The organism is Streptomyces albipurpureus, assembly GCF_023701525.1.
In the GTDB taxonomy this organism is placed as follows: Bacteria; Actinomycetota; Actinomycetes; order Streptomycetales; family Streptomycetaceae; genus Streptomyces; species Streptomyces albipurpureus.
In genome coordinates this window covers 70,606-90,609 of record NZ_JAMQAW010000026.1, presented here as the reverse complement: position 1 = coordinate 90,609, position 20,004 = coordinate 70,606, and the positions used below count along the sequence as shown (strand labels likewise).

Below are 20,004 nucleotides of genomic sequence, written 5' to 3'. Positions count from 1 at the left end.
GACCCCCCTGGACGCCTGGGTGCCGGACCGCCGGAGGCGTGGATGCCGGACCGCCGGGGCCGGTGCTCGTCGGTGACGTCATGGGAGTGACGGCTGGCCCTCGCCGCAGGGCCGTGCCCTGCGATTCGCCCTCCGGGAACACCTGCCGGGTGCCCGCGGGTGAACGCACCCGCGGCACCATCCCAAGACGGGCCCGATCGACTCGGTGAGCTCTGTGTGGGCATCGTCGTCACGGTCTACCGCTCAGCAGGGCGTTGAGTGCGTCAACCGGGTCGGTGTCTGGGGCGCCGCGTGGCCACCAGTCATCGCGTCCCGCGTCCGACTCATAGCCGTACCACAGCCCATCACGGCCGAATCTGAGCTGGAGCGTGCTGGTCGACAACTGGTTGAGCTGGGGACGGAAGTCCGGGAAGCCGGCGGCGGTAAGGGCCGGCCGGGCACGGTCGAAAGGACCCGCAGGCGGGTCCCAGGGGGACTCCAGCACTTCGAGCGCCGACAGGCCACCCTGTCTCCAGGCGGCAACCGCGCGAGCGATGGCCGTGGGGGTACGGCCCGTGGCCCCGGCAAGTCGCCGATAGAGGGCGCGGGACGAAGCGGTGAGCCCGGAACCGGGGTGGGCAGCCGCCAGCCGGACCGCGTCCTGCCAAGGGGTGAGGTGTGCGATCGGGTCGATGCCCGTGGTCAGCAGGGTGTGGGCGCGGACAGCGGCTTCGGTAGCGAGCAGGTCCAGTGCGAGCGGGTCGGGGGCGCCGGGGGCCTGCGGATAGGACGGTGGCCGCCCGGGGCTGGCCGGGATCGGGAAGGGAGGCGGTAGTTCGGGGAGACTGCGCGGAATGAGCGCCTGCCGGGCCGCGACCGTGGGAAGCGGGGCCGGCTCGGCAGAGGCGCGCTCAGCCGCTGACCGGGTGGCGTTGCGATGGGAGAGAGCGGCGAGAAGGTCTCGCTCACCCATCCCCCGCATCAGAAACAGAACGAAGGGGTCCTGGTCCAGCAGTCGGGCCGTCTGGTAGCAGAGTGCGGCCGCGTGCTTGCAGGGATAGCCGTCGTCGGGACAGGAGCAGTCCGGAATCAGGTCCCCGGTGGCCGGCAGAAGATCCACCACGCCTGCGAGCGCGTGCGGGACGTCCTTGTCGAGGAGGGCGGCAATGTAGTCGGGGCGGGCCGCGGCGGCAGACAGAAGGTCGTCCCACTCCTCGTCCTTGAGGGCACGGAGGCGGATCTCCGTGCGGTAGGGGCGGGGACGGCTGCCATGGACATACGCCACCACCCGACCGGGGGTGACCGTGATCGAATCCACGAGACCACGACCGGCGTAGGCCCGGCCCCGGGCGAGCCTGGCCGGGTCGAGTGCCGCGTCCTCCAGTGCCTCGACCCAGGCGTTGCCCCACCAACTGGTCGCCGACTCCTCGCCCCGCAGGGGATCGGGTGCGGGGAAGGTACGCCGCCGGTCATCGTGCCGGGCAGCCATCGCGGCGGTGCGCCGATCTCGCCCGCCGGGGGCACGGCGGTCTCTCACCGGATCGCTGGGATCTTGTCGGGCGGTGCGAGGTCGGCCGTAGGGCGGGGTCATGCGGGCCTCCGCAGCGAGACGAGATCGGCCAGCTCACGGTTGGTCAACTCGGTCAGGGCGGCTTCGCCCGAACCGAGAACGGCGTCCGCCAGAGCGCGCTTCTGGGCCAGCATGACGGCGATCCGGTCCTCGACCGTGCCCTCCGCGATCAGCCGGTGGACCTGCACCGGCTGCGTCTGGCCGATGCGGTACGCGCGGTCCGTCGCTTGTTCCTCGACGGCGGGGTTCCACCAGCGGTCGAAGTGGATGACATGGCCGGCACGGGTCAGGTTCAGTCCGGTACCCGCCGCCTTGAGGGAGAGGAGGAACACCGGTACGGCGCCCGACTGAAAGCGGTCGACCATGCGCTCGCGCTCCGCGACCGGTGTGCCGCCGTGCAGCAGCTGGGTGGAAATGCCCCGCGCCGCCAGATGCCGCTCGATCAGACGGGCCATGGTGACGTACTGGGTGAAGACCAGGACCGAGCTGCCCTCGGCCAGGATCACCTCAAGCAACTCGTCGAGCAGCGCCAGCTTTCCGGAACGTCCGGCCAACCGGGGAGGCGTATCTGCTGCCCCAGGCCATCCGCCAACGGACGGTTCTGACTGGTCAGCCCCTACCCCAGGCCCATGCCCGGCGACTGTGGGATCGAGTCCGCCCGGGGCCGGCGCTACTGACCCCCTTACACTGGGCCAGTTGGCGGGGAGGGGCGAGCGGGGGTCGTCCGAGCCGGGGAGGGCTTGGGAGGGCATCTCCGTCGGAACAGGCTCAGGACTGGGCCGCGGGGCGACTCTTCGGCGTGAGGCGCCCTTCACCCCGTCGTACTCCTTCAAGAACTGCGCGGGGTGATTGCAGATCTGTTTGAGATCCGTCAGTAGTTTCATCACGAGACCGCGACGCGCGATGCCTTCCGCGCCGTTGATGGTGGCCATGGCCTCCCGGACCACCGCCTCATAGAGCGAGGCCTGTTCGCGGGTGAGGGCAACGGGATGGTCGGACTCCGTCTTGGGTGGTAGCTCCGGCACGATGCCGGGATCGGACTTCTTTCGACGCAGCAGAAAGGGCCGGACCAGCCGGGAGAGGCGTTCGGCCGCCTCGTCGTCCTCACCCAGCTCCACCAGTCGGGCATGACGGGAACGGAAGGCCTTCAGGGGGCCGAGGAGACCCGGAGTCGTCCAATCCAGCAGCGCCCAGAGCTCGGAGAGGTTGTTCTCGACGGGTGTACCGGTCAGCGCGACACGGGCGGGTGCCGGAATGGTCCGCAGGGCCTTGGCCGTCGCGGAGAAGGGGTTCTTGACGTGTTGTGCCTCATCGGCGACGACCATGCCCCAGGGCTGTGCGGCCAGTTCTTCGGCGCTGGTGCGCATGGTGCCGTAGGTGGTCAGGACAAAGCCCGCGGCTGCGCCCTCCAGCGTCCGGTCCAGGCCGTGGAAGCGGCGGACCGGCACATCGGGAGCGAACCGGCTGATCTCCCGCTGCCAGTTGCCGAGGAGTGAGGCGGGGCAGACGACCAAGGTCGGGTTCGGGCGATCGCGATGCAGATGGAGCGCGATGACCGTCACCGTCTTGCCGAGACCCATGTCATCGGCGAGGCAACCGCCGAGCCCGAGAGATGTCATCAGATCCAGCCAGGCCAGTCCGCGCAGTTGGTAGTCGCGCAGGGTGGCGACGAGGCCGCGCGGAGGGGGCACCGGGGAAGCTCCGACCGTGAGTCGATCCCGTAGTGCGGCCAGTGCGCCCGTGGGCACCGCGTCCACCGTTTCGCCGTTGACTTCGGCCGTACCGGTGAGGGCCGCGGCGAGTGCGTCCACCGGCTCCAGCAGTCCCAGCTCCCGTTTGCGCGCCTTGCGGACCAGGTCAGGGTCGACGACCACCCACTGGTCCCGCAATCGCACAACAGGTCGGTGCGACTCGGCGAGGACGTCCATCTCGGCATCGGTCAGTGGATCGCCGTTGAGTGCCAACTGCCAGTTGAACTTGAGGAGTTCCGTGCTGTCGAAGAAGGGGGTGCCGTCCGTCGACGAGCCGGGCGCGGATCGCACCACCGCCGTCGCGGAGAGCGACCGCACCAGGTCCCTGGGCCAGTGGATCGCCACCCCGGCCGCGGCCAACCGCTCGGCTCCCGGACCGAGTAGTTCATAGAGCTCGTCTTCGGCGAGGGTGAGCACATCGGGCACATCCCGCTCCAGCAGTCCGGCGAGCGGCGGCCACACCCGGGAGGCGCGGCGCAGGGCGAGCACGGCGTCGATTCTGGCGCGCGGCCCAAAACGCTCGTCCCCGTCCCCCGCCCAGAGCCGGGCCGCGTCGATGACGAGCGTCGGATCGGCGAGGCTGTGCACCTGGACAACGGCCGCGCCTGCTCCTTGCTGGGGTTCCTCCCCCTCAGCGGGCGTATCGAAGAGGTGGAAGGGGGAGAGGTCGAGGCGCAGGGAGACCCGCACCCCGGCGTCCATGCCCGCCGCGGCTTCCGCGGCCCATTCCTCAGCGTCGGGCAGCCACTGGGGTGCCATGGCGGCAAAGGGAGCGCCCACCGCCCAGGCCGCGGCGGGGGTCCGAGGCAGGCAATCCGCGACCGCGTCGAAGAAGGCCCGCAGGAGGGCTTCCGGTTCGGGCAGTGCCATGACCCGGTGTCCGGGTACGGGCGTCGCATACGCCTCGTACGGCATCGCAGCGGCAATCGCCCTCAATTGCGCGATGTCGTGGGCATCCAGCGGGCCAGCTCGCCAAGCATCCTGGTGGGTTGGCGTCAGACCGGGGAGCAGCCTGCCGTTGGCCACCAGGTGAAGCGCGTGCAGCGCGGCCGCACCCCAGGAGGCGGAGGCGGGGTGGGAGGCAGGGTGCATACGCGCCCGGGCCAGCACGGGCAGCGCCTCCATGACCGGAAGGATCACGGCGGGGACGGTCCGGACGGCGATGTTCCCGTCGAGGCCTTGGCTCTCCGTCGTCGACATCGGCGGCGGGGAGCAGACCGTGATCTCGTCGGCCGCGCCCCGGAGCCGATCTGAGACCGGGTCCCAGAAGGCGACCTTGCCCTCGCGCGGCAGCTCGGCCGGTAGGAAGACGGCGGCGCAGAAGCCCAGGGTGTCCTGCGTGGCGGGCTCGCGCACCGGTGACACGGTTCCGATCGCCATGGGGTCACCTCCCATCCACAGTGGTTGGGTGCCGCAGCACCGGTTCATCAACGTCTACGACCATACGGGTGGGGTCTGACAACGCCCCCGAGTCGGGCCGTATATCCTGGTCAGGGCGGCTACGCCAACCACGCTTGGTTGGCACGTCAACGGTCGGGCCCGCAGGGCGACCGCATCGCCTCCCGGCAGCGGGAGCGGGTGGAGGCAGCGGCGCGGGTGGGAGAGCGGCGCCCCGCACGGTCGCGGGTGACTGCCCGCGGCGTGGAGCCCGAGGGAACGCCGCTCGCTGGTTCGTGGGTTCTAGAAGTCGTTGCCACACCTGTCGAGGGCCTGGCCGACCCGCTCAGATGCACAACGCTCGCCTGGGTAGGACGCTCAGACTGGTTAGGCGGCAGGCGGCAGTGGTCGTATCCGCGGTGCCGGATCGGAGGAGGCGTCCGCGGCGTCCGCACCGCCCGGCGAGCCCGTATCAGCGGTATCCAGGAGGTCCGCGGCATCCGGCGCCCGGTCTTCCCTGGTGGCTCCGGTCGCTTCCGAGGTGTCCCCCGCGACACCGGGTTTCCTGACGGCACCGGGTTCCTCATCGGCAGCCGCTCCTGTCGCGGCGCCCCGCTGCGCCGTGGCCCGACCTGTTGCCAACTGCTGCGAAGGTCCTTCCGGTATCTGCTGGGGCTGCTGCGCCCGCTCCAGGAAGCGCAGCAATTCCACGGGGAAGGGCAGAACCAGGGTGGAGTTCTTCTCTGCGGCGACGGCGACCACCGTCTGGAGCAGGCGCAGCTGCAGGGCTGCGGGTTCCTTGGACATCTCGCCGGCCGCCTGCGCGAGCTTCTTCGAAGCCTGGAGTTCCGCGTCGGCGTTGATTACCCGTGCGCGACGCTCACGATCGGCCTCCGCCTGCCGCGCCATAGAGCGCTTCATGGCCTCTGGCAGGGAGACGTCCTTGATCTCGACCCGGTCGATCTGAACACCCCACCCCATCGCAGGGCTGTCGATCATGAGCTCTAGACCCTGGTTGAGCTTCTCCCGGTTGGACAGAAGGTCGTCCAGATCGCTCTTTCCGATGATCGAACGCAACGACGTCTGAGCCATCTGCGAGACGGCGAATCGGTAGTCCTCCACCTCGATGATGGCATTCGCCGGATCGACCACCCGGAAGTAGACCACCGCGTCCACACGGACGGTGACATTGTCCCGGGTGATGCCTTCCTGAGCCGGCACCGGCATGGTGACGACCTGCATGTTGACCTTGCGGAGCCGATCGATAGCGGGAACGACCATGGTGAAGCCCGGACCCTTGATTCCGCCGCGCAGCCGCCCTAGGCGGAACACCACACCTCGCTCATACTGCTTGACGACCCGGGCGGCCGCCGTCGCATAGGCCATCAGGCCAGCCGCCGCGGCCACACCCGCAACCACCAGTTCCTCGACCATCGGGGCACCCCCTTCTGTCCGAGCTGGGCACTCTTTACTACGGTATGCCTCCTTCGCCCGATGAAGCCAGAATCTTTGCCTTCCCTGAGAAGGTGGTGGCCCGCCCGGCCAGGCGCCCGCCTCTCCTCCCCCGTCAAGCGCTGCGGCGCACTCCGCGACCCCATCACTCCCCGCTGCGAAGAGCACGCCTCTGGCAGCGAGCGGCGATGGCAGACGCATGAGCGGCGGTGCGACCGTCGAGGTCGATCGGCTACCCCGCATCGGGACCGCGGTTCCCCCCTTGCGCCCACCACCAGGCTTCTCGGCGCGGTGATCAGGTCAGTTGTGCGGATATCTGTCGTACGGGTGCACGGGATCCACGCTGCCGGTACCAGTCCGCTCGAACTGGAGGCTGAGATCGTCGGCCAGGACGGTGATCACCCCCCTGCCTTCGGTCGCCACCACCCAGGACGCGGGCAGGCCCACCTCCCCGTCTCGGGCGCCCACGAGATTGCCGCAGACCGCACCGGTGGAGTCACTGTCGCCCGAGTGGTTGACCGCGAGCAGTAGCGCCTCTGCCACATCGTCTGGATGGGCCAGGGCGCAGTAGACGGCGATGGCAAGCGCCTCTTCCGCGACCCAGCCGCCACCCAGCGTTTCCACCTTCCGGGCGTTCGGCGGGCCGCCGGCAGCGGCGAGGGTGACGGCCGCCCCGAGTGCCGCATGGGTCTCTTCGTGGCCGGGGTAGGCAGACAGCAGCGCCATGGTCTGCTGGACGGCGTGCCGTGTCGTCTCGCCTTCCAGCACATGGGCGATGATCGCCGCAAACGCCCCGGCGGAGTAGTACCCGGTCGGATGCCCATGGGTGATCTGTGCGCAGTGTGCGGCCAGTTCGAACGCCTGTTGAGGTTCGGCTCCCACGAGACCGAAGGGTGCGGACCGCATCACCGTTCCGCACCCCTTGGACTGAGGGTTGACCTCGCCGGGCCGGCCCAGCGGACGCTCGGGGTCGGGGGTGTACTGCTGGGCGACACCGGTGAGACAGGCATGGCCCGGTGCGCGGCGGGCGTAGAGGAACGGCTGCGTCCTGAGCCATCCGGTCCTCACGGTGTTGGCCGCGGCTCGGGTCGGTGGCGCCGGGTAGTTCTGAGTCTCGAGCCAACGCTGATACGCATGGCGCGTACACGCCACCTCGGCGCCACCGATCCCGCTGGCAGCCGCCGTGGCACGTGCTCGGATGAGCCCCTCCACCGTAAAGAGCGTCATCTGAGTGTCATCGGTGATCCGCCCGGTCATCCCCTCGAAGTCGGGTACGAACCCGGTGACACCCTTCTCGCCGTGCAGGCCCTCAATGGTGGCGAGGGATTGGAATTCGATGGGGTTGCCCAGGGCATCCCCGATCGCTCCGCCCAGCAGGCAGCCGCGTATTCGGGAGCGACGTGCCACTGCCCGCTCCCATGACGATCTATCCATCTGTCGACTCCTTGCTGTTTCCCAGAGAGACCTGTGTGCTCGCCGGAGACCTCGGCAGAAGAGCTGAGCAGGTGCATCCTGGAGGAGGAGACACGATGACCATGCGCACAGGGAGTGAACCGATCACCGCACGCAGTGCTCTGCGGATGCGGTTCTGGTTGAGCCTGTGGGGACTGGCCTGGTCGGCAGCGGGGATAGCGATATTCAGTCTGCTGGAAGAGCCCGGCTGGGCGGCGGCCTGCGGGGTACTCCTCCTGATTGTCATCATCGATTTGTGCTTGGTGGTACGCCACATTCACCAGGGGCCCCACTATCAGCCGGGTCGGGACGTTCCTCCCTACGAACCAGTGCACGAGGAAAGGGAACCGGGTCGGCGGCGCGGGCCGCGGCCCCCTTCAGGGCCACGGCCTGATGACTAGCGCAGGGCCACGGCGCGATGACCAACTCGGGGGGCGGCCCTAACCATCCGTGTCAAAGCGCGCGGCCCTGAGATATTCCGGCTTGGGATCGAGAGCCGCTGCCAGCCTGAAGTGACGTCTGGCTTGCTCGGGACGGCCTGAGCGCTCAAAAGTGCGGGCCAGGGCGAAGTGCGCGAACGCGTTGTCCGGCTCGCGCTCCAGGACCAGTTCGAATTCAAGCTCGGCGGGGCGCAGTTGGGCCGCGGCGAAGAACGCTCGGGCGCGCAAGAGGCGGGCAGCCGTGTTCTCGGGGTGGGCGGCGATGACCGAGTCAAGGAGCTTGACGGCTCCTCGTGGGTCTCTGGCCGCTAGCAGCTGCTCGGCCGCGCGGAAGTCGATGACGTGCGTATCCGGGTTACTTTCGGGCACGGCAACATCCTTCCCATCACTGACTGGTTCCAACACCAACCCCGTTGGCGGTATTCCGAGCCCGAGCAGCACTCCGACCGGGGTCGGTGCGGCCCGCGAGAGGGAACGGGTCATCGCCATCAGGCCAGGCGCCCCAGGCTGAAACCAGCTACCGAGAGGCCCGTTCCAGCGCCGGAGGCAGGTGTTCTAGATCGCGGTGGAGAGTGCGAGGCCCAGTCCGATCGCGATGAGCGTGAGCCCCACGGCGACGAACCCCCTGTCGACACCGGTCCGCTGATGACCGTCGACAACGACGTCACTCGGACTACCCGGGTCGTACCAGAGTCGGACTCCGCCGCTGTCGTCCGCGAACGGCACCGGGGAGACGATCTCGATGATTCGACCGTCCAGTGTCTCGAACTCCAACAGGGGCCGCTGGGCGCCCAAAGGCGGCGGCTTGACCAGCGCGATGGCACAGTAGCCGGAACCCGAGATTCGGCCGGTCTGCCATAGACCGTAGGCACCGGCGAGCACGGCTACCAACCCGCCCATCGCTGTGACGGCGGCGAATACGAGCTCCACACCGCGGAGGCTACGGGCAGTAGGGATACTCAGGCGGTCGGTTGACGAAGGCCTGACGCCGATGCACGGAAAACTCACACCGGCTTGACAACGCCGCTCGTACGAAGGTCCCGGCAAGCCCCCGCTCAGGCCAGCCTCCGGCCGTCGGTGCCGATGGCTGTTGTCAGCGCGCTGCCGCTCGGCTGGTCAGTTCCGCCCATGCCGAGCGCACCTGCGGCTCCAGGGCTTCCCATGGGCCGTCGTTGTCGATGACGATATCGGCGATGGCACGCCTCTGCGCGCGCGTCGCCTGGGCTTTCATCCGGGCCCGCGCTTCCGGCTCCGCCATCCCACGGACTTCGACCAGCCGCTGCAACTGGGTCTCGGGGGATGCGTCGACGACGATGATCACGTCGTACAGCGGGGCAAGCTCGTTCTCGGTGAGCAGCGGTACATCGTGGACGACAACCGCGTCCGGGGCCACGGACCGCGCCAACTCCGCTGAACGCGCGCGGACCAGCGGGTGCACGATGGCGTTGAGCACCGCGAGCCGTTCCGGGTCGGCGAAGACGACCGAGCCGAGCCGGGGACGGTCAAGAGCCCCATCAGCGGTCAGGACATCGGGGCCGAAGGCTTCGACGACCGCGGCGAGACCCGCTGTGCCGGGCTCAACGACCTCACGGGCGATCTTGTCGGCGTCGATCAGGACCGCTCCATACGACGTGAGGAGTCGGGAGACTGCGCTCTTGCCGGCACCGATACCACCGGTCAAACCTACGGACAGCATGATCGACAGCTTAGCCCCGGACTGTCCTCCACCGGGAGCCGGTCTCGCCGGCAACCGATTGTCCCGGGGTGCCTCAGCCCCGGGACGGCCCTCAGCTGTCGCCTTCCCTCTCGGCGAGGAAACGTTCGAATTCAAGACCGATCTCGTCCGCGGACGGAAGGTCCACGGGCTCCGCGACGAGGTTGCCTCGGGTGTCGGCTCCGGCCATGGCGTCGTACTGGTGCTCAAGGCCCTGGACCAGTACGACCAGTTCCTCGTCGCCTTCACCGATCTGGCGCTCGATCTCGTTCTGGGTGCGATGAGCCTCGGTGCGCAGTGTGTGAGCGACGCCCGGCAGTACCAGTCCGGTGGCGGCGGTGATCGCCTCCAGCGCGGTCAATGCCGCGTCGGGATAGGACGAGCGGGCGACATAGTGCGGAACATGGGCGGCGACGCCCAGCACATCGTGACCGGCTTCCATGAGACGGAACTCCACGAGCGATTCGGCGCTCCCCGGTACCTGCGCCTCATCGAAGGGGCTGCGGTGGCCGGGCATCAGGTCCGTGCGGTTGCCGTGCGGTGTGATGCCAACCGGGCGGGTGTGGGGAACGCCCATGGGGATGCCATGGAAGTTGACCGACAGACGCACGCCCAGGCGCTCGACGATCTGTGCGACGGCAGCCGCGAACCGCTCCCACTCCACGTCCGGCTCGGGGCCCGCGAGCAACAGGAACGGCGCACCCGTGGCGTCCTGGACAAGGCTCACCTCGATGGTCGGAGTCTCGTACGCGGTCCAACGGTCGCGCCGGAAGGTCAGCAGCGGGCGGCGAGCCCGGTAGTCCACCAACTTGTCGTGGTCGAAACGGGCGACGACCTGGTGAGGCAGCGTGTCAAGGATGTTGCCGACGATCTGGTCACCGGTCTCCCCCGCATCGATGTATCCGTCGAAGTGGTACAGCATGACCAGACCAGCCGAGTCCTGCGCAAGCGCCATATCGACGACTGCGAGGCCCTTGGGCTCCCATTCGTACAATCCCTGCGGATCAAGCACGATTACCGCTCCTCCTCGTCTTCGTAGACAAGAACACACGGTCTGGCACGGGCATTCCCCACAGGGGCCCGAACACTCCAGCTACGGAGCGGTTCTTGAGGAAGATCCGGTGAAAAGACGACGAGGCCCGCTCCCAAAGGAGCGGGCCTCGCTGTTCAGCTATCCCTCAGCAGATGCCAAGCGGTGTCAGCTCTGGCCTCCGGCCAGCTTCTCACGCAGGGCGGCGAGCGCCTCGTCCGACGCCAGGGCGCCGGAGTTGTCGTCCGACTCCGAGGAGTAGGAACCGCTGGCGGGCGCGGCGGCCGGAGCGGCGGGGCCACCCTCGGCAGCAGCGGCCTCGTCGGCCTCGCGGGACTTGATGACCTGAGCCTGGTGCTGCTCGAAGCGCTGCTGCGCCTCGGCGTACTGGGTCTCCCAGGCCTCGCGCTGGGTGTCGAACTCCGGCAGCCAGTCGTTGGTCTCCGGGTCGAAGCCCTCGGGGTAGATGTAGTTCCCCTGGTCGTCGTACGACGCGGCCATGCCGTACAGCGTCGGGTCGAACTCGACCGAGGCCGGGTCAGAGCCGAAGGACTCGTTGGCCTGCTTCAGCGAGAGGCTGATGCGACGACGCTCAAGGTCGATGTCGATGACCTTGACGAAGATCTCGTCGTTGACCTGGACGACCTGCTCCGGGATCTCCACGTGGCGCTCGGCCAGCTCGGAGATGTGGACCAGACCCTCGATGCCCTCGTCGACGCGAACGAACGCACCGAACGGAACCAGCTTGGTGACCTTGCCGGGAACGACCTGGCCAATCTGGTGGGTGCGGGCGAACTGCTGCCACGGGTCTTCCTGCGTCGCCTTGAGCGACAGGGAGACACGCTCGCGGTCCATGTCGACGTCGAGAACCTCGACGGTGACTTCCTGGCCGACCTCGACAACCTCGGAGGGGTGGTCGATGTGCTTCCAGGAGAGCTCGGAGACGTGAACCAGGCCGTCGACGCCACCCAGGTCCACGAAGGCACCGAAGTTGACGATCGAGGACACGACGCCGGAGCGGACCTGCCCCTTCTGAAGGGTGGTGAGGAACGTCTGGCGGACCTCGGACTGGGTCTGCTCCAGCCAGGCACGGCGGGACAGAACCACGTTGTTGCGGTTCTTGTCCAGCTCGATGATCTTGGCCTCAAGCTCCTTGCCAACGTACGGCTGGAGGTCGCGGACGCGGCGCATCTCGACCAGGGAGGCCGGGAGGAAGCCACGGAGGCCGATGTCGAGGATGAGACCACCCTTGACGACCTCGATGACGGTACCGGTAACGATCCCGTCTTCTTCCTTGATCTTCTCGATGGTGCCCCAGGCACGCTCGTACTGGGCGCGCTTCTTCGAGAGGATCAGGCGGCCTTCCTTGTCCTCCTTCTGGAGAACAAGGGCCTCGATCTCGTCGCCGACCTTGACAACCTCATTGGGGTCAACATCGTGCTTGATCGAGAGCTCGCGGCTCGGGATCACACCTTCGGTCTTATAACCGATGTCGAGCAGGACCTCGTCCCGGTCGACCTTCACGATGACGCCGTCGACGATGTCGCCGTCGTTGAAGTACTTGATCGTCTCGTCGATCGCGGCGAGGAAGGCTTCCTCGTTACCGATGTCGTTGACCGCTACCTGCGGAGTGGCGGTGGTCTCGGTGCTGCTCGTCATGTGGGAAAAGGCTCCGGTGCGGACATTGAAGTCGTAGGTAATGCCACGCCGTGAGCCCGTATCGCAGCTGCATAAGCCAGACAGCTTAGGAAGCACCCACCCACAAGGTCACCCACGAAGTCAGAAGACTCCGGAGAAAACCCGCATGGAGGTGCCTCGTGAACCGAGGGACATACATACAGATGCGAGCGCGGCCTGCTCTGTCTGAGGCACGCAGGCCCGCAGCGCAACTTGTAGCATACGGGGGCAGCCGGAGCCGGTCAATGCGCGAAGGCGCACACCCGGGGCGGAACACCGCATACCTGGCACAACTAAAGTTTGCGGAGGCCACCATGGCCGTCATCAGTCGCGCTGAACGCAAACTACAACGACGGTGAAGATGATCCAGCATCCCCAAGGCCCCGCCCAATCCGCAACCCCCGCGGCGTCTCTCCGGCCCGCCGAACTGGCTGATCCCGCCGAGGTCGGGAATCCCGAGCCGGAGGCGACCCGCCGTGACGCCGGCTCCACGGAGAGCAGCCAGGCGAACCGCCACTGGTGGGACCGGAACGCCGATGAGTACCAGAGCGAGCACGGCTCGTTCCTCGGGGACGACCGCTTCGTCTGGGGGCCCGAGGGGCTCGACGAGACAGAGGCCAGGCTGCTGGGCCCCGCGGAGTCCCTGAAGGGCATGGACGTCCTGGAGATCGGGGCCGGCGCGGCGCAGTGCTCGCGCTGGCTGGCCGCGCAGGGCGCACATCCGGTGGCACTGGACCTCTCGCACCGCCAGCTCCAGCACGCCCTGCGGATCGAAGGGGAGACGCCATCGGACGTCGCCCCGAGCCTCGTGGAGGCGGACGCCGGCGCGCTGCCCTTTCGCGCCGACTCCTTCGACCTGGCGTGTTCCGCCTATGGGGCGGTGCCCTTCGTCGCCGATCCGGTGCAGGTGTTCGCCGAGGTGCACCGGGTGCTCCGGCCGGGGGGCCGCTGGGTCTTCTCCGTTACGCATCCCATCCGCTGGGCTTTCCCGGACGAGCCGGGTCCGGAAGGGCTGAGCATCAGCGCCTCCTACTTCGACCGCACTCCGTACGTGGAGCAGGACGAACAGGGACGCGCGGTATATGTGGAGCACCACCGCACGATCGGGGACCGCGTACGGGACGTGGTGGCCAGCGGTTTCCGCCTGGTGGACTTGGTGGAACCGGAGTGGCCGGCCTGGAACAGCCAGGAGTGGGGAGGTTGGTCTCCGCTACGCGGCAGCCTGATCCCGGGAACTGCGATCTTCGTCTGCGAGCGGGACTGAGCTGGCACCCTCCCCCGGGGCTGATCGGGTCAGGCCGCTCCGGAGCGAGGCGGCACGGCTGAGCCGCCACCGCCGACGTCGGTCGGTGGTCGGTGGTCGGTGGTCGGTGGTCGGTGATCGGTGATCGGTGGTCGGTGGTCGGTGGTCGGTGATCGGTGATCGGTGGTCGGTGATCGGTGGTCGGTGATCGGTGGTCGGTCGCGCTGAGGCGGGTTCCGCTTCCCTCGATTGGCCGCGGAATCACCCCGCCGCGCTTCGGGACTGGGCGGCTCGCATGCGGACCGGCCGCCTCGGAGGCCAAAGACAGGGCCCGATTCGTCATACAAGCCGATGACACCATGGGTCCTGTGGATGAGTCGCAGCAGCGGCCGCCCAGAGAGATGACACTGAGCGCATGATCCGAACCGACGCACTCGACCGCCTCCCGGTCCGTGACGCCGTCCCCGAGCTGCTCGCCGCTCTCGACGACCGCGGCGCCGCGGTTCTGCACTCCCCGCCCGGTACGGGCAAGACGACGCTGGTGCCCCTGGTCCTGGCCGGTCTGGTCGGCACCGGGCCGAGACGGCGGGTGCTGGTTGCCGAACCGCGCAGGATGGCGGTGCGGGCGGCCGCACAGAGGATGGCGTGGCTGCTGGGCCAGCAGCCGGGTGACGCGGTCGGCTTTACGGTGCGTGGGCAGCGGAAGGTCGGACCTTCGACGCGCATCGAAGTAGTCACCACCGGCGTACTGCTCCAGCGTCTCCAACGAGACCCCGAACTGTCGGGTGTGGACGCGGTGCTCATGGACGAATGCCATGAGCGTCATCTGGACGCGGATACGGCGTTGGCGTTCCTGGTGGATGTACGGGCGACACTGCGGCCGGAGCTGAAGCTGATCGCGGCCTCCGCCACCGGTGACACCAAGGCGTGGGCGGATCTGCTCACGGTTCTGGACGGCTCCGGGCCGGCACCGGTCGTCCACAGCCGGGGCCAGGGCTTTGGGGTAGGGGTTCGCTTCGTATCTCCGCCCGCCGGTATCCGACCGGCCCACGGCACCTGGGTGGACCCGGCCCTGCTGCGCCATGTCGCGGCGACGGTCCGGCTGGCCCTGGAGCAGCATGAAGGGGATGTCCTGTGCTTCCTCCCGGGCACCGGGGAGATTGCACGTGTCTCCGGAATGCTGGACGGGGTGGACGCGGAGGTCCTGCAGTTGCACGGGCGGGCGCCCGCAGCGATCCAGGACGCGGTGCTACGCGGCAGCAGTGGCCACCGACGCGTCGTGCTGACCACCTCCGTTGCCGAGTCGAGTCTGACGGTGCCCGGGGTGCGCGTCGTCGTCGACTCGGGGCTGGCACGTGAGCCCCGGATGGACCACGCGCGTGGGCTCGGCTCGCTGGCGACCATCCCGGTATCGGTGGCGGGCGCCACCCAGCGACTCGGTCGAGCGGGACGCGAAGCATCCGGCGTGGTCTACCGCTGCTGGGCGGAGGCCGATGACGGACGGCGCCCGCGGTTCCCTTCGCCCGAGATCAAAACCGCGGACCTGGCCTCCTTCGCGCTCCGCGTCTCCTGCTGGGGAGATCCCTCCGCCGCCGGCCTGGCACTGCTGGATGCGCCTCCGGCCGGGGCGATGGCTGCGGCACGGGACGTTCTCATGGCTATCGGGGCGGTGGACGGGGCTGGTCGCGCGACCGAGCGGGGGGTCCGAATGTCCCGGCTGGGACTGCACCCGCGGCTGGCCCGGGCGCTGCTCGACGGTGCACCCGCCGTGGGTGAGCGCTCGGCGGCGGAGGTGGTCGCCCTGCTGAGCGAGGAACCGCCACGGGAGTACGGAGATGATCTGGCAGCGGCCTGGCGCACGGCTCGCCGTGGTGGGGATGGCTACTCCACACGTTGGCGGACGGAGACCAAAAGGCTGGCGTCGTCCTTGTCCACCCCGCCCGCGCCGTCCACCGCGCCTTCGGCCTCTCGTGTTTCCGCCAGATCGGCGGGGTCGGGAAGTAGCGCGGTGTCGGGCGCGCCCGTCACGCCGACCGGTTCGATCAACGCCACGGCTGACGACGCCGTGGTCGGACTGATCACCTCGCTCGCGTTTCCCGAGCGGGTGGCGAGGGCCCGGGGGAAGCGGAGCTTCTTGATGGCTTCGGGTACCGCGGCCGAAGTCCGGGAGGGTTCAGGGCTCAGCGATGTGTCCTGGATCGCCATCGCGGTGGCGGACCGGCCGGCGTCCGCCGCGTCCGCCCGGGTACGAATCGCGGCTGTTGTGGATGAGGCGACCGCGCTGAAGGCTGCCGCGCATCTCCTTGACTCAAGGGAGGAAGTGCTCTGGGAAGACAACGATGTGGTGGCCCGGAAGGTTCGGCGCCTGGGTGCCATCGAACTGTCCGTGCAAGCGTTGCGGAGCCCGCGGCCCGGTCTCGTTCGTGAGGCGTTGCTCGATGGGTTGCGCCGGGAAGGCCTGGGGCTGCTGCACTGGTCACGCGAGGCTGAAGAGCTGAGGCGACGGCTGGCCTTTCTCCACCGGGAGTTGGGTGCGCCCTGGCCGGCCATGAGCGACCCGGCCCTGCTGGAGCGTGGTGATGAGTGGCTGGAGCCGGAGTTGTCCCGGGCCAGGCGCCGGTCGGACCTGGGACGGATCTCAGCAGGGCAGGCGCTGCGGCGGCTGATGCCATGGACTGACGGAGCGGCGGCCCGGCTGGACGAGCTCGCACCTGAGCGGATCGAAGTACCGAGCGGCTCACGGATACGGGTGGATTACGGCGGGGAGCAGCCCGTGCTCGCGGTGAAGCTGCAGGAGCTCTTCGGGTTGCGGGAGACGCCGAAGGTCGCTGGAGTGCCGGTGCTGGTGCATCTCCTCTCACCGGCGGGCCGACCGGCCGCGGTCACCGCGGATCTGGCTTCCTTCTGGGAGCAGGGGTATCGAGCTGTGCGAGCCGAACTGCGCGGGCGCTACCCCAAGCATCCCTGGCCGGAAGACCCTTCGGTCGCCGCGCCGAGCCGCCATACCAAGGCCCGTCACAACGGGGCGTCCTCGGGCGAGGCCCGGTCGCGGTAGGGCTCGCCCACGAGGACGGCAGCGAGGACGGCGGGGACAGCGAGGACAGCGCCGAAGGCATCGACCGACTTGAGGTGGTAGCGACGAGGGCGCTCATCGTTGGCCTTCGAGGGCGCGCTTCCCAAAGGGGCGCCCAGTGCTTCATCAGTTCTCAGAGCCTGGCGCCGGCAGGACCCCAGCCGGGCCACAAGAGAGATCGCTTCACGACCCCTCGGCTTCACGGCCCTCCGACTTCACCCACCTCGACTTCGCTGCCCGTCGGCATCACGGCCCGTCAACTTCACCCCGACTTCATGGCCCGCCGACTTCACTGCCCCTCGACCGGGCCGCGGTGGAGGGGCAGTGTTCGACAGGGCAGCTGGAGGTCAGCCCGTAGGGCTTTCCGTCGGGCTCGGCGACTGGGACTGGGACGGCGTAGGTGAAGCGGAGGGCGAAGAAGCCGGGGCGACCTGAAGCTCGATGGTGATGCTGACACCACCGGCCGCGGTCAGTCGCAGCAGGAAGGTGCCGCTCTGATCGTCCGCGAAGATCTTCGGCAGGGTCAGCACTCCGTTCGAGTCGGTGGTGAGCGCGGTGAGTGCGCGAACTGGCTTGCCCGCAGCGTCCTTGAAGTAGGGGCCCTGGCCGTTCTCGACCGGTTCGGTTCCCTCAGCAGACTTGATCATCGTCGCGGTGATCGCCACCCCGGAGGCGTCCGCACCCTGATAGGCGGTCTTGACCGCGACACGATCCGCGAACTCGGCTCCGGGAGCGGCGGTCAGGAGGCTGTCTCCGACCCGGGTGAGCTTGTCGGCCACCGGCGCGGTGACTGTGGCGGAGAAGGCGACGGGCTTGAGTTCGCGCCCCACGACACTGGCCCAGACCGTGAACGCTCCCGTCTTCTCGCCGGCCTTCAAGAGGGGGGAAACGGCGATGCCGTTGGCGCCGCTGACGCGGACGACGCTGGTCCTTCCGCCATGGAAGCGCGCATCGGTATCACCGACGATCTCAAAGCGCACCTCTTTGCCCTCGACCGCCTGGCCCGCAGCGTTCTTCACCCGAACGGTGACCTTCTCCCCGAAGTCCCGCCCGGCGGCAGCGGTCAGCTTGCCGGTACCAGCGTCCTCGACCCGGGTGACGGGTGACTGGGCGGGCGGTGTGGGCGGCTTCGGGTTGGGCTTCGTCGGCGGGTTGGGAGGCTGGGGCGGCTTGGAACCCGGTGTGGTGGGTGGCGTGTCCGTGCCCCCGCCGGGGCCCTTCGGCGGCTTGGGGTCCGGCTTCTGGGTGCTGGGGGGCGAAGTGGCCGGAGTGGTTCCACCCGGCGCAGCGCCCCCCGGTATCGAGCCGGAACCCGTCGCCGGGCTGTCCGGGGTCCCCGCCTCGGGCAGGACTCCCTCGCCGTCGGGAACCTCGTGCGAACCACTCTTGTAGTACTCGAACCAGGACAGAACCGTACGTAGATACTCCCGGGACTGGTTGTAGCCCAGGATGGCCCTGCCAAGGTCGCTCTGGACCGTCAAGTCCCTGTTGCCCGCGCAGAGGTATCGCCCCGCGGCCAAGGCTGCGTCATAGATGTTGTTGGGGTCTTTGAGCCCGTCGCTGTTGGCGTCCTGTCCCCATGTCGCCCAGGTGGAGGGGATGAACTGCATAGGGCCGACCGCACGGTCGTAGACCGTGTCCCCGTCGTGCGCACCGTTGTCGGTGTCGGAGATGTTGGCGAAGCCCACACCGTTCAATACCGGGCCGCGAATGGGAGAGAGAGTGGTGCCGTTGGCATCCACTCGTCCACCGCGGGCCTGCCCCGACTCCACCTTGCCGATCGCGGCGAGCAGTTGCCAGGGCACCTTGCAGCCGGGATCGGAGGTGGCGATGGTCTGCTCGGCCTGCTTGTAGGCCGCGAGGACGGTGGCCGGGATTCCCGCTTCCGCGGGACCGGTGGTCACCGGAAGCTCCGTGGACGTCGCGGGCTTGCCGGGAATGGTCAGAGGTGGGAGGTCCGTGTAGTACGGGGAGTTACCGGTGACGGGTGTACCTGCCGGTGGCGTTGCCTCGGATGTGCTCTGTCCGCCGCCGCGCCCCTGACTGTCACCCGGCACGGCGGCGGTGACTCCAGGCGCCTGAGAAGCGGAAAGTGCCGCGACAGCTGCAGCAGCGACCGCGGTGGTGGTCGCCCCCCTGCGCAGCCGTCGGCCGAATTGCGCTGCCATACGTCTGTTCCCTCCCGAAAGCGGTGCCCCGCGCTCCCCAGTACGATTAAATGCAATACCCACGCGACCCTACGGCAACTACGGGCCCCGGGACACCGCGCCTTGACCGGTTTTCACCAGGTCGCCACCTCCGCATTGCCAAGCGTCCAGACTGCGGCCTTCGTTCATGCTGAGCGCTGACAATCAAGATCCGACCAAGCGCGATCACCAGGGGCCCCTCCTATGCCATTCACGCTCAGCCATGCCGCCGCGGTTCTGCCGGGACTCACCAAAGACGGGACCGCGCGGGGGCCTTTGGTCGCCTCGGCACTGATCATGGGGTCATTCTCGCCCGACATGACCTACTTCGCGGCCTCCGTGGTGCCGGGCGCCATGTCCTTCGGACAGTTCACCCATGGGCTTCCGGGGTTGCTCACGGTCGATGTGGCTTTCACCGCCCTGCTGGTGGGCTTCTGGTTGATGGTGCGCGACCCCTTGGTAGTCTTGCTGCCCAGGAAATGGCAGGGCCGCGTCCATCTCTTGCTGCGAGGCCGCCCATTCCATCCCCATCCCCGCTCCGTCATGTGGTTCTACTTCTCCGCGGTGCTCGGTGCCGCCACCCATATCGGCTGGGACGCCTTCACCCATGAAGGCCGTTGGGGCACCCGGCTGATACCCGTTCTCAACGAAACGGTGGGGGGCTTCGGGGTCCACAAGTTCGTGCAGTACGGGTCTTCCGCGCTCGCCCTCGCGGTACTCGGCGCATGCCTGTGGTCCGCGCTGCGACGGCTGCCCCTGGTGTCCGCTCCCCCGTCGCTTCCCTCCCTTGACCGCCGTGGGCGCCGGGTCGTCGGCGTCCTGCTGGGCGCTTGCGTGCTCATCGGAGCCCTACAGCGGTGCGTACTGCTCTATCTGCGCACCGAGGTCGCGTTCTCCCCGATCGACTTGATCCCCACGGCCTGCTTCGGAGGCGGCGCGGGACTGGTCGCGGGGCTGCTGCTCTACGGGGCGGGAATGCGACTGACGGGCAGGGTGGCGGGCGGGGTTTGACACGCGGGAGTACGACCCGGCCCGGAGCCGCGGGAGTCCCACCCGGCCC

14 protein-coding genes are annotated in these 20,004 nt (G+C 68.6%); 4 read left to right on the top strand and 10 right to left on the bottom strand.

Translation table 11 applies throughout. The features are described 5' to 3' along the window. Positions 1-229: 229 nt before the first annotated feature. The 4 genes from NBG84_RS21395 to NBG84_RS21380 form a co-directional block, all read right to left on the bottom strand. Entirely contained in the window at positions 230-1,570 is a 1,341-nt protein-coding gene (locus NBG84_RS21395) for an SWIM zinc finger family protein (protein WP_425608673.1), read from the bottom strand. Beyond that, entirely contained in the window at positions 1,567-4,680 is a 3,114-nt protein-coding gene (locus NBG84_RS21390; protein ID WP_250921160.1) for a DEAD/DEAH box helicase, read from the bottom strand. The genes NBG84_RS21395 and NBG84_RS21390 overlap by 4 nt, the downstream gene beginning before the upstream one ends. A 384-nt stretch (positions 4,681-5,064) precedes the next feature. Continuing rightward, complete coding sequence (locus tag NBG84_RS21385; RefSeq protein ID WP_250921159.1) at positions 5,065-6,111, bottom strand: slipin family protein; 1,047 nt, start codon at positions 6,109-6,111, stop codon at positions 5,065-5,067. Positions 6,112-6,429: 318 nt separating this feature from the next. Next, positions 6,430-7,563 carry an ADP-ribosylglycohydrolase family protein gene (locus tag NBG84_RS21380; protein ID WP_250921158.1) on the bottom strand — a complete coding sequence of 378 codons (1,134 nt, stop codon included), beginning with the start codon at positions 7,561-7,563 and terminating at the stop codon, positions 6,430-6,432. A 101-nt stretch (positions 7,564-7,664) separates the two neighbouring features. On the opposite strand from NBG84_RS21380, the gene NBG84_RS21375 reads away from it, so the two are divergent. Next, positions 7,665-7,982, top strand: coding sequence for a DUF6343 family protein (locus NBG84_RS21375; protein WP_250921232.1), 318 nt, complete (start codon positions 7,665-7,667; stop codon positions 7,980-7,982). Between the two features lie 39 nt (positions 7,983-8,021). Here NBG84_RS21375 and NBG84_RS21370 read toward each other — a convergent pair whose 3' ends face one another. From NBG84_RS21370 to rpsA, 5 genes are all read right to left on the bottom strand, one after another. Beyond that, positions 8,022-8,390, bottom strand: a complete 369-nt coding sequence (locus NBG84_RS21370) for a tetratricopeptide repeat protein (RefSeq protein WP_250921157.1) — start codon at positions 8,388-8,390, stop codon at positions 8,022-8,024. 186 nt (positions 8,391-8,576) lie between these two features. Further along, on the bottom strand, positions 8,577-8,951 hold the full coding sequence (locus NBG84_RS21365) for a hypothetical protein (protein WP_250921156.1): 375 nt from the start codon (positions 8,949-8,951) through the stop codon (positions 8,577-8,579). A 163-nt stretch (positions 8,952-9,114) separates the two neighbouring features. Next, positions 9,115-9,717, bottom strand: coding sequence for a dephospho-CoA kinase (gene coaE, locus NBG84_RS21360; protein ID WP_250921155.1), 603 nt, complete (start codon positions 9,715-9,717; stop codon positions 9,115-9,117). 91 nt (positions 9,718-9,808) lie between these two features. Continuing rightward, positions 9,809-10,747, bottom strand: coding sequence for a PAC2 family protein (locus tag NBG84_RS21355; protein ID WP_250921154.1), 939 nt, complete (start codon positions 10,745-10,747; stop codon positions 9,809-9,811). A 186-nt stretch (positions 10,748-10,933) separates the two neighbouring features. Beyond that, a complete protein-coding gene (rpsA, locus tag NBG84_RS21350; protein WP_250921153.1) occupies positions 10,934-12,424 on the bottom strand; it encodes a 30S ribosomal protein S1 in 1,491 nt (496 codons plus the stop codon). Between the two features lie 379 nt (positions 12,425-12,803). Here rpsA and NBG84_RS21345 point away from each other — a divergent pair, with 379 nt between their 5' ends. Next, positions 12,804-13,706, top strand: a complete 903-nt coding sequence (locus tag NBG84_RS21345; RefSeq protein ID WP_250921231.1) for a class I SAM-dependent methyltransferase — start codon at positions 12,804-12,806, stop codon at positions 13,704-13,706. A 394-nt stretch (positions 13,707-14,100) separates the two neighbouring features. Beyond that, on the top strand, positions 14,101-16,740 hold the full coding sequence (hrpB, locus tag NBG84_RS21340) for an ATP-dependent helicase HrpB (RefSeq protein ID WP_250921152.1): 2,640 nt from the start codon (positions 14,101-14,103) through the stop codon (positions 16,738-16,740). A gap of 365 nt (positions 16,741-17,105) precedes the next feature. On the opposite strand, the gene NBG84_RS21335 is transcribed toward hrpB, so the two are convergent. After that, positions 17,106-18,926 carry a lytic transglycosylase domain-containing protein gene (locus NBG84_RS21335; RefSeq protein ID WP_250921151.1) on the bottom strand — a complete coding sequence of 607 codons (1,821 nt, stop codon included), beginning with the start codon at positions 18,924-18,926 and terminating at the stop codon, positions 17,106-17,108. A gap of 222 nt (positions 18,927-19,148) precedes the next feature. Here NBG84_RS21335 and NBG84_RS21330 point away from each other — a divergent pair, with 222 nt between their 5' ends. Further along, complete coding sequence (locus NBG84_RS21330) at positions 19,149-19,955, top strand: DUF4184 family protein (protein ID WP_250921150.1); 807 nt, start codon at positions 19,149-19,151, stop codon at positions 19,953-19,955. Positions 19,956-20,004: the final 49 nt, after the last annotated feature.

Excerpts from the sequence above, each read along its gene's own strand:
- NBG84_RS21395 (WP_425608673.1), bottom strand. The coding sequence starts at position 1,570 with ATGACCCCGCCCTACGGCCGACCTCGCACCGCCCGACAAGATCCCAGC.
- NBG84_RS21390 (WP_250921160.1), bottom strand. The coding sequence starts at position 4,680 with ATGGCGATCGGAACCGTGTCACCGGTGCGCGAGCCCGCCACGCAGGAC.
- NBG84_RS21385 (WP_250921159.1), bottom strand. The coding sequence starts at position 6,111 with ATGGTCGAGGAACTGGTGGTTGCGGGTGTGGCCGCGGCGGCTGGCCTG.
- NBG84_RS21380 (WP_250921158.1), bottom strand. The coding sequence starts at position 7,563 with ATGGATAGATCGTCATGGGAGCGGGCAGTGGCACGTCGCTCCCGAATA.
- NBG84_RS21375 (WP_250921232.1), top strand. The coding sequence starts at position 7,665 with ATGCGCACAGGGAGTGAACCGATCACCGCACGCAGTGCTCTGCGGATG.
- coaE (WP_250921155.1), bottom strand. The coding sequence starts at position 9,717 with ATGCTGTCCGTAGGTTTGACCGGTGGTATCGGTGCCGGCAAGAGCGCA.
- rpsA (WP_250921153.1), bottom strand. The coding sequence starts at position 12,424 with ATGACGAGCAGCACCGAGACCACCGCCACTCCGCAGGTAGCGGTCAAC.
- NBG84_RS21345 (WP_250921231.1), top strand. The coding sequence starts at position 12,804 with ATGATCCAGCATCCCCAAGGCCCCGCCCAATCCGCAACCCCCGCGGCG.
- hrpB (WP_250921152.1), top strand. The coding sequence starts at position 14,101 with ATGATCCGAACCGACGCACTCGACCGCCTCCCGGTCCGTGACGCCGTC.
- NBG84_RS21335 (WP_250921151.1), bottom strand. The coding sequence starts at position 18,926 with ATGGCAGCGCAATTCGGCCGACGGCTGCGCAGGGGGGCGACCACCACC.
- NBG84_RS21330 (WP_250921150.1), top strand. The coding sequence starts at position 19,149 with ATGCCATTCACGCTCAGCCATGCCGCCGCGGTTCTGCCGGGACTCACC.